Here is a 13,336-nt window from a genome sequence, read left to right as displayed (position 1 = left end):
AAGCTGGTTCTCTTAAATAACCTTGGTTTTGGAAGCAATAAATGGCGCTTGCTTGTCGCCTGTGAGTACTCGGCCTCTGCTAATAAATACATCCTTATCCAGTATGGCGTTCTCTATAATAACATTTTCTTCGATCTCGCAGTTTTGAAGGATGATACTGTTCTTCACATAAGCACCCTTGCGAATTTTAACGCCGCGGAACAAAATACTGTTTTCCACCTTGCCCTCGATTATGCAGCCATTAGCGATCAGAGCATTGCGGGCGCTGGAATTTTCCACATATTTAGCCGGGGGCTCATCTTTAACTTTGGTGAAAATAAGATTTTTTTGAAAGAATAGCTCGCGCCATACTTTAGGATTTAACAGCTGCATGCTGTGTTTATAATAGCTTTGAATCGTATTTACGATGCCTGCATGTCCTTCATGAAGATAACCATATACGCTCAGCTTATCAATATTTTTCATAATTCCGTCACGCACGAGATGATCGTATCCTTGCGCTAAGCAGGACTCCACCATGTCTAGCAGAAGCTCCTTGCTCATGACATACATTTCCATTGAAATGTTATCCGTCCGCAGGCGCCCTGACTGGTCTTCCATTACAGTAACTTGACCGCTGTCTTTAACGGCCAAACGGCGGTATTTGGCAAACTCTTCATCGTCTGCATGCTTGTACACAACCGTGATGTCGGCATTTTTCTCCAAGTGATAATCCAGCACAGCATTGAAATCGATATTGCATACGATATGACTGCGGGAAATGACCACATACTCCTCACGAGCCCGATAAAAGTAATCACGATGACTATAAAATTGGAACAAATCTCCCCGTGACATTCCCGTTGTTTCCTGGAGGATTGCTGGCAATATAAACATCCCGCCGCGCTTACGATCCAAATCCCATTCCTTGCCTGAGCCAAGATGATCCATCAGCGAACGGTACTTATGTTGAGTGAAGACGGCAACATTCTCAAATCCGGAGTTAACCATATTGGAAAGCGTAAAATCAATTAACCGGTATCTTGCGCCGAACGGTACAGATGCTACACAACGTGAATAGGTAAGTTCTTCCAAATCATCAGGTTCATTTACCAGGTTTATAACGCCCATCATACGCTTCATTTGATCTCACCCTTTCAAGTTGGCCGAGGTTGCCGGACTGATATGCTCATTACCGCCAATTAAAATAATATTTTGCTGCCCAGGCTCGCCGATTACGCTGCCGTCATCAACCACAGTACCTTCGCCGATAATGGATTTATATATTTTTACGTTATTTCCGATTCGTACATTTGGCATAATAACGGAATCTTTGATCAAGCTTCCTTCTCCAACCTCTACACCGTAGAACAACACGGAATGGTCCACTTCGCCCAATACACTGCAGCCCTCGTTAACAAGGGAACGGCGGATTTGTGCGGTCGGAGCTATGTATTGTCCGGGTTGGCATGGATTAACCGAATAAATGCGCCATTCTCTGTCGTTGAGATTGAAATCAGGCTCGTTTTCCAGCAAATCCATATTGGCTTCCCACAGGCTTTCAATCGTGCCGACATCTTTCCAATAGCCTTGAAACGGGTAGGCCATCATCTTCTTATTTTCACTGAGCATTAACGGAATGATATCTTTACCGAAATCTTTGCTTGACTCCGGATTATCTTCATCTTTTGTTAAATATTCCTTAAGTACCTTCCAATTGAAAATGTAGATACCCATGGACGCCAAATTGCTTTTGGGTTCCTTCGGTTTCTCCGCGAACTCCGTAATTCTTTCCTCATCGTCCGTACTCATAATTCCAAAGCGGCTCGCTTCCTCCCATTTGACCCCAATTACAGCAATGGTCGCATCTGCGCCTCTGCTCTTGTGGAAGTCTAGCATGAGATCATAATCCATCTTATAGATATGATCACCGGAAATTACAAGCACGTACTCTGGATCATACTGCTCTATGAAGGAAACATTACGGAAAATCGCATTAGCCGTACCGCTGTACCAATCTCCGCCTTTTTGTTCCATATAGGGTGGAAGTACAGTAACACCGCCATTCTTGCGATCGAGATCCCAGGGCGCTCCTATGCCAATATACGTATTCAGCACCAGCGGCTGGTATTGAGTTAGCACTCCTACGGTATCGATACCGGAATTCGTGCAATTACTGAGGGTAAAATCAATAATCCGGTATTTTCCGCCAAAATGTACAGCCGGCTTCGCCAGCTTATTCGTCAAAACTCCCAATCGCCTGCCTTCTCCTCCTGCAAGCAGCATAGCCACACATTCCTTTTTGCGCATCGGCACTAACCCCTTCCTATTCTTTTAGTGTGTATAAGATGTTGGATCTTGACAGGCTTTAACACAATGGTTGCAAGCGGAGGAATCGTTAGCTGCAAACTATACGGTTGATAATGCCAAGAAACGGTTTGTGTCTTCAATTTTCCATTATTGAACTGATTAGAGCCGCCATATTGAGGCATATCGCTGTTAAAGCACTCTAAATATTCACCGGCAAATGGGACGCCTATCCGATACTGACTGTGTGTGACAGGGGTGAAATTACATAATATAATCAAAAAATCTTCAGGATCCTTGGACTTTCTCATAAATGTAACAATACTCTGATTATTATCGTGGGGATCGATCCATGAGAAGCCTTCAGACTGATGATCCAGCTCCCATAGCGATTTCTCTTGTAAATAGAAGTGATTTAAATCCCGGACATACTGGTGCATCGTTCGGTGGCTATCATACTCCAGCATCTCCCAATCGAGGTCCTCCAGATCCTTCCATTCATCAAACTGGCCGAACTCACTGCCCATGAACAGCAGCTTCTTACCCGGATGGGCCATCATATAACCGTATAGAGCGCGTAAATTTGCGAACTTCTGCCAATAATCCCCCGGCATTTTGTTGAGCAGCGATTTCTTGCCATGCACAACCTCATCGTGAGATAGGGGCAGTACATAATTTTCGGAGAAGGTGTACATGAATGAAAATGTCAATAAATTGTGGCTGCCGCGCCTGAAATACGGATCCAGCTCCATATACTTCAGCATATCGTTCATCCAGCCCATATTCCATTTGTAGTTAAAGCCAAGCCCACCTGCGTACACCGGTGAAGTAACCATTGGCCAATCCGTTGAATCCTCCGCCATCATTAAAGCATGAGGATAATGGGCAAACACCGTGTGGTTCAGCTTCTTAATGAAGGCTATCGCCTCGGGGTTCTCGTCCCCTCCATGCGCATTCTTGATCCACTGATCCTGCGGCTTCCCGAAATTCAAGTAAAGTAGGCTTGCAACTGCATCGACCCGAAGTCCATCAATATGATACATTTCCATCCAAAACAATGCATTTGAAATTAGAAAGCTGATGACTTCAGGCTTGGAAAAATCAAAGGCAAGCGTTCCCCACTCCGGCTTCTCTGCATGCCGAGGATCCTTATGCTCATATAAGGGCTGCCCGTCGAATTGCCTTAAACCATGATCATCCTTCACAAAATGGCCTGGAACCCAATCCATTATTACTGCAATTCCAGCCTGATGGCAGCGGTCCACAAAGTACATAAAGTCCTTCGGTGTACCAAAGCGGCTCGTTACAGAATAGTAGCCTGTAGCCTGGTAGCCCCATGACCGATCATACGGATGCTCCGCTAGGGGCAGCAGCTCTACGTGGGTATAACCCATGCCGGCTACATAATCGACCAATTCATCAGCGAGCTCGCGGTATGTATAATACTCACCATCGGGCTTCTTTTTCCAGGTTCCCATGTGTATTTCGTAGATGTTCATCGGCCTGTTGTAGGAGGAATTGGCGCTTTTTCTTCCTTCCCATTCCTGATCATTCCATTCGTAGCCTTCGAGTGCATACACTCGTGAGGCAGTCCCCGGCTTCAATTCCGAGTAAAATGCATAGGGATCTGCCTTCAGAACCAGAGTTCCATGCTGTGTAACAATTTCGTACTTGTAATAATCGCCTTCCCGCACATTAGGAATAAACAAACTCCATACACCCCAAGTGCTCGCCCTGCTCATTGCATATCCGCTGCCATCCCAGTTGTTAAAATCACCAATAACCCGTACTTCCCTTGCGTGCGGCGCCCAAACAGCAAACCGAACCCCCAAGGTGTCTTCAAGTTTCGCAAAGTGTGCTCCAAGCACCCGGTAGCTCTTAAACAAGCTGCCCTCGTGAAACAAGAATAGATCTTCCGGACCGGGGAATAAATCCATCATAAAGTCATCCATCCCCTTATTGTTTAATTTTTCTGTTTCTTTAAGACAAATACTACATCAGCTTCCAAAATCCTCTCTTTTGACTAAATATACTTTTTCTTATTAATCGACATCCGGCCAGCTGGCCTAATATCCTTTTAACCAAAAAAAGCAGGAATTTGTCGATTGAAGAGGAATATATATTAAGTGTGCTTTTATACCGTACAACCACAGAGCACACTGGAGAAAAGAAAGGTGGATAAATAAGATATGAATGATAAGTTAAAAGGACTCGTACTGGGCTTGTCGATTGGTGTTATGATGACAGGGTCGATAGCATATGCCAGCGGGACACAAATTGAAGTATATTTCAAAAACATCAAATATATGTTTGATGGTCAACAGAAAAAACCGGCGGATGATAGCTTTATCTATAACGGTACCACTTATGTTCCGCTACGCTTTGTAAGCGAAGCACTGGGTAAGGAAGTAACTTGGGACGGCGACAATGAAACCATTTATGTAGGTCGCAAAGTCGATTTAAGCAGTATCGTTGCCGTTTATAAAGACGGGCAGGTTACACTTGGCGATTTTGAGAAGTATATGAATATTATAAGTCTGCTTAATCAACAGGATATATCGGCGAATGCTGATATTAACTATAAAACTTCCCTGCTCAAACAATTTGTTGCAAGCAAGATTTTGTACGGCCGAATGACCAGTGAGGATAAAGAATTGCTTCCTAAGGCTGTAACCAAGCAGTTCAACAGCTTAAAGGGATATATTGAAGAAATTAGCGGCGACCAGGGCTCAGCAGCCTTTCTAGCCAAATTAAACCTGACTGAAGAGGATCTGCGCGATTATCTTGATAATGTGATTGGTTCGCAGAAAGCATTGGCGGTTCCTGCCAAGGTTATGTACGATAAGGAAGTAAGCAACAACAACACGGACTATATAGCGGCCTCTGTCAGCCACATCCTAATCAATTTCAGAGATGAACAAGGTGCAACACGTCCTGCAGAAGAAGTGGACAAGAAAGTGAAGGAAGTACAGGAGAAGCTTAAGGGCGGCGCTGATTTTGCCGCTGTAGCCAGAGAGTACTCAGAGGATGAGGGCTCCAAGTCAAATGGCGGTTATTACGAAAATGCTGCTGTAAGCGAATGGGTCCCTGAATTTAAGAAGGCAGCGATTGAATTGCCAGTAAAAACGATTAGCGAGCCCGTTAAAACACAATTCGGCTACCATATCATGCGCGTAGAATCACGTGGCTACACCCCTTATGTACAAGCTCCGGATAGCATCAAAAAGAGACTGATCAACTCAAGCTTCCAGCAGTTCTCCACAAATGAGCTGCCAGGACTTATCGAGAGCATCGATCTAACTAAATAATAAGGTTCTACTCAGAGGCTGGAGGCGACTCCAGTCTTTTTGTATTAAGATTATTGTAAAATACTATCTAGTATAGACAAAAATGAAGTTTCCATTGCAAATTTGTTTACTCCTTTTTTCTCGATATAAATTCGTGTACAATAGATAGGATTGTCAAGTATGGAATTTCGGAAAATGATAGAAAGAAGGTAACGTCATGTTTGCAGCACACGATTGGAAAGATTACGAGGTTATTGATACTGGCGAAGGAGAAAAGCTGGAGCGCTGGGGCGACATCATATTGCGCAGACCGGATCCACAGATCATTTGGCCGCTAGCCAAAGAGAGCGGATTGTGGAAAAATCCAGATGCCCATTACCATAGGAGCTCCAGCGGCGGCGGAGAATGGGACTATAAGAAGCAAATCCCGGAACGCTGGACCATCGCCTACGATAAATTATCATTTCATATTAAGCCAACCAGCTTCAAGCATACAGGATTATTCCCTGAGCAAGCAGCTAACTGGAAATGGATGATTGATAAAATTCAAGGAGCGGGACGCAAGATCCGTGTCCTGAATCTATTTGCTTATACAGGTGGAGCTTCTGTCGCCTGCGCCTATGCCGGAGCCGAGGTGTGTCATGTGGACGCATCCAAAGGAGTCGTGCAATGGGCCAAGGAGAATGTTCAATTATCCGGTCTGGGAGACCGTCCGGTGAGATTCATTACAGATGATGTATTTAAGTTCGTACAGCGAGAGCAGCGCCGGGGAAGCCAGTACGATGCTATCATTATGGACCCTCCCTCTTACGGCCGCGGACCGAACGGTGAAACCTGGAAGCTTGAAACGAACCTGTTCCCATTTGTAGAATCATGTATGCAAATCATGTCGGACCGTCCGTTGTTTTTCCTTATTAACTCGTATACGACCGGCATTTCCGCGACGGTATTGAAAAACATTTTAGCTTTGTCGCTTGGCAACAAATATGGCGGCAATATAACCTGCGGAGAAATCGGGCTGCCGATTACGGCTTCGAAGCTGATGCTGCCCTGCGGCATCCTGGGCCGCTGGGAGGCGTAGCCAATGGCGCAAGCCGCTCTTCCCTCCATCCCTGTTCTATACGAGGACAATCATGTCATAGTGATCGTCAAGCCGGTGAACGTGCCGACACAGGAGGACGATTCCCACGATCCTGATCTTCTTACCATGATCAAGCAGGATCTCAAGCATCGGCATAACAAGCCGGGCAACGTATACTTGGGGTTGGTTCACCGGTTAGATCGGCCTGTCGGCGGCGTCATGGTGTTCGCCAAAACCTCGAAGGCCGCATCCCGACTCTCTGATGCGGTTAGGACACGTACGATCCGCAAGCATTATACAGCGGTCATCAACGGAAAGCCTAAACAGCCATTCGGTACATTGACCCATTATTTGCTTAAGGATACTAAAACCAATATGGTATCCGCTGTACCTCCCGGCAAACCAGGAGCCAAAGAAGCCATATTGGATTACCGAGTGATAGACCATATGGATGGACTCTCACTCGTCAACATCGAGCTGCATACCGGCAGATCGCATCAAATCCGTGTCCAATTCGCAACCATTGGCTGTCCCTTGGTCGGAGATCAGCGCTATGGAGCGCATCTAACCAAGCCCGGTCAGCAAATCGCTTTATGGTCAACCGAGCTCAGCTTTGAGCACCCGGTTACAAAAGAGACGCTGAGCTTTACCTCAACGCCTCCTGCAGCATTTCCTTGGATAATGTGGAACGATCGCTTATAAGCGGTCGTTTTTTTATGTTTCATTGAAAGCCGTTGTATTTATACCGTTGAACGCAGCTGCTCATCACTCGTAAACCACAGCTTATAGCTGATCATGCTGAGGACAATACTTGACAACGCCGCTGCTGCAATAATCGTAAATACAATGAGTACCTGATAACGCACCGCTTCTACCGGATTGGCTCCTGCTACAATCATCCCCGTCATCATTCCTGGCAGCTGTACAAGACCCATTGTCTTCATTCCATCGATAGTTGGGATCATGCTTGCCTTCACAGAGCGTTTTAACGATTCTTGAATAGCCTGACGCATTGTCGCTCCAAGCGAAAGCAAAGTCTCAATCTGCCCCCTCGAAGTTTGGATCTCCCGTTTCATTTGGTTCAAGTATAAACCGGATACAACCATAGCGTTGCCAATGATAATGCCGCTCACAGGTATGATATATTGAGGAGTCGGATCAATAATACCCAGTGTCAGCAGCAGTCCCATCGTTAGCCCTTCTGTGATCCCTATAGCCAGAATGATCCGCCATCGGATGCCTGAAACTCCTTTTGCCCGATGGCTTGCATTCCAAGCTGCAATAATAATCATGGCACATAAAATAAGGATTAAAAATGCCGGATGGTTAGCATTAAAAACAAACTGCAGCAAATACCCTACAAGCAATAATTGAACGGCTGAACGAATCGTCCCTATAATAATATCTTTTTCTAACCCCAGCTTCTGCCACATGGATACAAGAATTGTAATAACGATAAAAACAAGAGTAAAGCCTAACGCAAGATTGGACATAATTAATTAGCTTCCTCCCGCGTAATTTGCAAAAACTGGCGGGCAATCTCAGATTCCGGGCTCGTAAAGAAATCAACGGTATCCTTCTGCTCCAGCAATGTTTGCTCTCCCATGAACCAAACGCGATCGCTCGTTAGTCGCGCTTGCTCCAAATCATGTGTTACCCAGATAATCGTGCTTTCTTCTTTTCTTTGCCATTCCATTAACAGCTCTTGAACCGCTATCTTACTATGCAAATCAAGAGAAGCTGTGATTTCATCCAATAGAAGCACTTCCGGCCTTAGCAGCATGGATCGTACCAATGCAACCCTTTGCTTCTCACCACCGGAAAGATCGGCTGCTTGTTTATTCCAATCCATGCTGCCAAGTCCTACCTTGCCCATCAGTTCTACTGCCAGTTGATTATCAAACGGCTGGATATGGATAAAGCTTGCTGCTCGCAAATTATCCTCCACACTACCCGAAAGCATAACCGATAGCTGAGCCACATAGCTCACCTTCATTCTCCAAGCATGAGGACGCCATATGCTGGAAAGTCGGCCACGATAACTTACCGTCCCCGCATCTGCTGTATCCAGCCTGCCCAGGATGCGCAGCAGCGTGCTTTTCCCTTGCCCGGAGACTCCTAGCACTGCGATTATTGAAGGCTCCTCAATCCTCGCAGTAATCCCCTGAAACAAGGTTCTCGGTTTTTCTTGGAAAATGGATTTCTGTAAGCAATCCAGCTCTAGAATCGCGATCTCGCTCACGGATTCCCCTCCTATAAAAAAAGATCCCTATAAATCATCGAGTTCAATTATACCTCACTTTTTAAAGTTTGGCTTATGATATCAACCTCTCTCACGATTTAAGGCTGCTCCTCATGCTTTTCTGTATACATCCTTATTATAGGATACGGGTCCTCTCGGCTGCATCAACGGTATGCTTAAGCAGCATTGCGATAGTTACGGGTCCTACACCTGCCGGTACCGGTGTAATCGCACTTGCATGCCGCAAGCATGCATCATAATCCACATCACCGATATTTCCTTTATTGTAACCGGCATCCATGACTACAGCTCCAGGCTTAATCCAGTCGCCTTGCACAAATTTGGGTCTGCCTACTGCTGCAACAACGATATCCGCTGACTTTACGATCTGATCCAGATGCTGCGTTTTGGAATGGCATATCGTTACCGTTGCATTCCGGTTCAACAGCATTAGGGATACAGGCTTGCCGAGGATTGGACTCCTCCCGATAACTACAGCATGCTTGCCTTCGATAGAAATGTTATATGCATCTAATATCGCTACAATAGCTGCTGGCGTGCAGGATGGAAAAGCCCCAATTCCAAATGCCGTCTGAGCGAAACCCAACGTCGTAACTCCGTCTACGTCTTTATCGATGCTTATTGTATCGAAGGCTGCTCTTTCGTCAATATGGGATGGAACCGGATGCTGCAATAAAATGCCATGTACAAGAGGATCATTATTGAGCTGTTGAATAACATCCAGCAGTTGTGTCGTAGTGGTATCCTTGGCAAGCTGAATCCGCCTCGATACAATCCCAATCCTCTTGCATGCGTTTCCTTTCATTCTCACATAGGTTTCAGAAGCAGGATCATCCCCTACAATAACTGTCGCCAAGCAGGGGATAACTCCTTTGTCTGCCAGCTGTTCAATCCTTTTAGTCAATTGTGCCTTTATGGTATCCGCTACTTGAGCTCCATCTAATATAAGGCTTTTTGTTGTCATGTTCTCCCAACCCTTCGTCTCGATTAAGAACAGAAAAAGGCAAGGGATATGCTCCCTTACCTTTGCCCAGGCGTACGGCTCTGTACCCTATGTGCTCCCTCATGGTTCCCCATGTTCCGCCAGTCACACACAGCTTTCTTTGTTAAAAACAATTGTAACCTAATCTGGAAAAATAGCAACCCTCAAAAACTTTCAGCGACTTTTTGAACTCTCACTATCATGCATTCGCTACCTTGCCGAGAAGATAAACCAACAGCTGTTGATTATGTGAAGATATTCGGCTCAAATAGCTTTGCAGAAACCGTTCACGAATTTGCATTCCGCGTTCGCATTCCGCTCTTCCCTTCTCCGAGACCTGCACCCATACGATACGGCGATCCTTCTCATCCCGCTCCCGTGTAACCAGATTCGCCTTTTCCATCCGATCCAATAGTGTAGTAATCGCAGCAGGGGTTGTTGCTAGAAATTCGATAAAATCTGAAGGCTTCATTCGATCCCGGTTCAAAAGCAATTCTAAAACCGTTAGCTGCCCTTCAGTTAAGGACGGGGCAAGCTCCGCATCCATATGGGTATGAAGATCCTTGGACAGCTTCCACCATAGCTTAGCAAATTCTTGGGTTACCACAGATTATCACTCCTGTTTTCAACTCCAAAATTTTTCCTCGTTTGTTATTTTTATTATATCACTACCTTTCTTACGTTTAAAGGTTAATATCATAAATACTTTAAGACATTAATCGATAAATAACAGGAACATTAGACTCGTTTCAACATATAATGCAGCATAGGTATTTGACTAGAGGCGGGGCTTGTCAATTCGTGTAAGGAGTGATTGGGAGATGGAAGATTGGAAACAGCTTATCGGGGAACAGGCATTACAATCCGGCATAATAAACGACCCACAATGGCTCGACCGATTGGACGAATCGATGCCGGTGTGGGCCGTATTGAAATTATTTTTGGAATTTATTGAAAAACATGAAGCTCATTACAATAGCTACGATTAATCCAACTCTAATCGCTCTTCAACAAATCGGAAATCAGGTCTGGTTTATTAACGGTAACAACCTGTCTTCCTGTTGATTTGCGCTGTTCTATCGGCGTTTTCTCCGTAGAAAATGAGACACGTTCACCGCTTTGCAGGAATGCGGTAATCAGCAGCTCCTCTTTGACGATGAAGGCTTTCACAAGCTGATTGCCGTTAGGCTTCACGCGCTTGCCATCTCTGAATTCAAAGGTGACAATTCCCTTGCCTCCACGACCCTGAACAGGGTAATCAAGAACAAGCGAACGTTTCGCGTAGCCGAGGTCGGAAACAACAAGCAGTTCGCCTTCCTCCCCTTTGATCCATTCGGCGCTGATGACTTCATCATCATCCTTCAATTGAATACCACGAACACCGGCAGCCGCCCGTCCCATCGGATTCACTTCCGTTTCCGCAAAGCGAATGGCCATACCTTGCTTGGATACGAGCATGATATCTTGATCGTTGCTGCTTAGACGTACTTCAAATATTGCATCGTTATCCCCGACCTTGCAACCTACAATGCCAATCGATCGGTTGGTGAAATATTCCTTGAGCTCGGTCCGCTTTACCTGTCCGCGTTTGGTAACAAATACAACCGACCGGCCAGGTTCTTCGAAATCCTTCACCGGGATCACATTGACGATCCGGTCATCTTTGGAAATAGGAATAACATTCACAATGGCTGTGCCGTTTTCCTTCCATTTGTACTCCTGAACCTGATGTACCGGCAGCAGATAAAACTGTCCCTTTTGCGTAAAAATGAGCAGATTCTCCAGAGTATTTACTTCCAGAAGGTAGCGTACATAATCGCCATCCTTGAGACCTGTTTTCTCAATTTCCCCGCCTGATCGAATAAAGGACATTTTGCTTGTCCGCTTAATGTATCCTTCATTGGACAAGGTAACATAAACATCTTCAGCGCTTACCATAACCTCAAGGTTAACCTTGAGCTCTTCCACCTCATCTTGAATGTCAGAGCGGCGGTCTACGCCATATTTATTGCGAATTGCTGTCATCTCATCCTTGATAACCGATAGCAGCTTCTTTTCACTGTTCAAGATGGAGTTCAAAAGTGCTATCGTTTTTTGGACATCCTTAAGCTCCTTCTCGATGGAGTGGATTTCCAAATTGGTCAAACGATACAGCTGCAAGGTCAGAATGGCATCGGCTTGACGCTCTGTAAAGCCGAACATAGCAACCAGGTTATTTTGTGCATCCAACCGGTTTTTGGATGCCTTGATCGCTGCTATAACCTCGTCCAAAATGTTTAATGCCTTGGCCAGCCCTTCCAGCACATGCGCCCGATCCTCAGCCTTGTCCAGGTCATAGCGTGTACGATGTGTCACTACTTCCTTCTGATGTTGAATGTAAGCGTGAATAATATCCTGTATGCCCAGCTGCTTAGGAGTTTTATTAACAATAGCAACCATGTTGAAATTATAAGTAACCTGAAGATCGGTTTTTTTCAACAAATAAGCAAGAATACCTTGTGCATCCGCCTCTTTCTTCAGTTCGACAACGATTCGCAAACCTTGACGTCCGCTTTCATCCCGCACCAGGGCGATGCCTTCAATTTTCTTCTCAATCCGTATATTTTCCATTGCCGTAACTAGACGTGATTTGACGACTTGGTAAGGAATTTCAGAAATGACGATTTGTTGAAGTCCACCGCGCATATTTTCAATTTCTGTACGAGACCGGACATAAATCCGCCCTTTTCCTGTGCGATAAGCTTCACGAATACCATCGGAGCCCATAATGATACCGCCGGTCGGGAAATCCGGTCCTTTGACGATCTGCATCAGCTCTTCAAGCTCCATACCGGGCTTGTCGATCATGGCTATACATGCATCGATTACCTCACGAAGGTTATGGGGCGGTATTTCCGTTGCAAAGCCGGAGGAGATGCCGCTAACTCCGTTAACCAATAAATTCGGATAACGCGCCGGCAGAACCACAGGCTCCTTGGTCGTATTGTCGAAATTATCCTTAAACAGCACTGTACGTTTTTCAATATCACGCAGCAGCTCCATAGCAATTTCGGACAACCGTGCCTCGGTATAACGCATTGCTGCAGGAGGATCATCATCTTGTGATCCCCAGTTTCCGTGACCATCGACCAGTGTATGCCCCATCTTCCAAGGCTGCGCCATCCGTACCATTCCATCATAGATGGACGAATCTCCGTGAGGATGGTAATTACCCATTACATACCCGACTGTTTTGGCAGACTTGCTGTAAGGTTTATCAGGCGTATTGCCAGCATCGTACATAGCATATAGAATACGACGCTGTACAGGCTTTAAGCCGTCCCGCACATCAGGAATCGCACGGTCTTGTATAATGTATTTGGAATAGCGGCCGAATCGGTCTCCAACTACTTCCTCCAGAAATGCAGGTAAAAAATTTTCCAATATTGTCACAGTTT

At 45.5% G+C, this 13,336-nt stretch carries 11 protein-coding genes, 1 pseudogene and 1 riboswitch; of the genes and pseudogenes, 4 read left to right on the top strand and 8 right to left on the bottom strand.

The features are described 5' to 3' along the window. Nucleotides 1-12 precede the first annotated feature (12 nt). Genes glgD through glgB form a run of 3 tightly spaced genes read right to left on the bottom strand, consistent with a single transcriptional unit; the run spans nucleotide 13 to nucleotide 4,226 of the window. Nucleotides 13-1,113 (bottom strand): glucose-1-phosphate adenylyltransferase subunit GlgD, encoded by a 1,101-nt coding sequence (gene glgD / locus NV381_RS25415; RefSeq protein WP_379373235.1) that lies wholly within the window; start codon nucleotides 1,111-1,113, stop codon nucleotides 13-15. Between the two features lie 15 nt (nucleotides 1,114-1,128). Continuing rightward, on the bottom strand, nucleotides 1,129-2,289 hold the full coding sequence (locus tag NV381_RS25410) for a glucose-1-phosphate adenylyltransferase (RefSeq protein WP_258216095.1): 1,161 nt from the start codon (nucleotides 2,287-2,289) through the stop codon (nucleotides 1,129-1,131). Between the two features lie 5 nt (nucleotides 2,290-2,294). After that, nucleotides 2,295-4,226 carry a 1,4-alpha-glucan branching protein GlgB gene (glgB, locus tag NV381_RS25405; RefSeq protein ID WP_258216094.1) on the bottom strand — a complete coding sequence of 644 codons (1,932 nt, stop codon included), beginning with the start codon at nucleotides 4,224-4,226 and terminating at the stop codon, nucleotides 2,295-2,297. Nucleotides 4,227-4,475: 249 nt separating this feature from the next. On the opposite strand from glgB, the gene NV381_RS25400 reads away from it, so the two are divergent. The 3 genes from NV381_RS25400 to NV381_RS25390 all read left to right on the top strand — a co-directional run bounded on the left by NV381_RS25400 (nucleotide 4,476) and on the right by NV381_RS25390 (nucleotide 7,356). Further along, on the top strand, nucleotides 4,476-5,594 hold the full coding sequence (locus NV381_RS25400) for a peptidylprolyl isomerase (protein WP_258216093.1): 1,119 nt from the start codon (nucleotides 4,476-4,478) through the stop codon (nucleotides 5,592-5,594). A gap of 196 nt (nucleotides 5,595-5,790) precedes the next feature. Beyond that, nucleotides 5,791-6,654: a class I SAM-dependent methyltransferase gene (locus NV381_RS25395; RefSeq protein WP_258216092.1), complete on the top strand. Its 864-nt coding sequence runs from the start codon at nucleotides 5,791-5,793 to the stop codon at nucleotides 6,652-6,654. A 3-nt stretch (nucleotides 6,655-6,657) separates the two neighbouring features. Beyond that, the gene (locus NV381_RS25390) at nucleotides 6,658-7,356 is read left to right on the top strand and encodes an RluA family pseudouridine synthase (RefSeq protein WP_258216091.1); all 699 of its coding nucleotides are present in this window, start codon (nucleotides 6,658-6,660) and stop codon (nucleotides 7,354-7,356) included. Nucleotides 7,357-7,394: 38 nt separating this feature from the next. Here NV381_RS25390 and NV381_RS25385 read toward each other — a convergent pair whose 3' ends face one another. From NV381_RS25385 to NV381_RS38525, 4 genes and pseudogenes are all read right to left on the bottom strand, one after another. Further along, on the bottom strand, nucleotides 7,395-8,147 hold the full coding sequence (locus NV381_RS25385) for an ABC transporter permease (RefSeq protein WP_258216090.1): 753 nt from the start codon (nucleotides 8,145-8,147) through the stop codon (nucleotides 7,395-7,397). Between the two features lie 2 nt (nucleotides 8,148-8,149). After that, nucleotides 8,150-8,896 carry an ABC transporter ATP-binding protein gene (locus NV381_RS25380; protein WP_258216089.1) on the bottom strand — a complete coding sequence of 249 codons (747 nt, stop codon included), beginning with the start codon at nucleotides 8,894-8,896 and terminating at the stop codon, nucleotides 8,150-8,152. Nucleotides 8,897-9,032: 136 nt separating this feature from the next. After that, a complete protein-coding gene (locus NV381_RS25375; RefSeq protein ID WP_258216088.1) occupies nucleotides 9,033-9,881 on the bottom strand; it encodes a bifunctional 5,10-methylenetetrahydrofolate dehydrogenase/5,10-methenyltetrahydrofolate cyclohydrolase in 849 nt (282 codons plus the stop codon). Nucleotides 9,882-9,938: 57 nt separating this feature from the next. Then, nucleotides 9,939-10,018: riboswitch (ZMP/ZTP riboswitch) on the bottom strand. Nucleotides 10,019-10,233: 215 nt separating this feature from the next. Next, a pseudogene (locus NV381_RS38525) lies at nucleotides 10,234-10,446 on the bottom strand (MarR family transcriptional regulator); the annotation flags it as partial. A gap of 274 nt (nucleotides 10,447-10,720) precedes the next feature. Between NV381_RS38525 and NV381_RS25365 the strand changes: the two are divergent. Further along, complete coding sequence (locus NV381_RS25365; protein ID WP_258216086.1) at nucleotides 10,721-10,888, top strand: hypothetical protein; 168 nt, start codon at nucleotides 10,721-10,723, stop codon at nucleotides 10,886-10,888. 7 nt (nucleotides 10,889-10,895) lie between these two features. Here NV381_RS25365 and gyrA read toward each other — a convergent pair whose 3' ends face one another. Further along, nucleotides 10,896-13,331, bottom strand: a complete 2,436-nt coding sequence (gyrA, locus tag NV381_RS25360) for a DNA gyrase subunit A (RefSeq protein WP_258216085.1) — start codon at nucleotides 13,329-13,331, stop codon at nucleotides 10,896-10,898. Nucleotides 13,332-13,336: the final 5 nt, after the last annotated feature.

Source organism: Paenibacillus radicis (ex Xue et al. 2023), assembly GCF_024722015.1.
Lineage (GTDB): Bacteria > Bacillota > Bacilli > Paenibacillales > NBRC-103111 > Paenibacillus_S.
The sequence above is the reverse complement of the archived record's forward strand: the minus strand, read 5'-3'. Positions and strand labels throughout refer to the sequence as shown.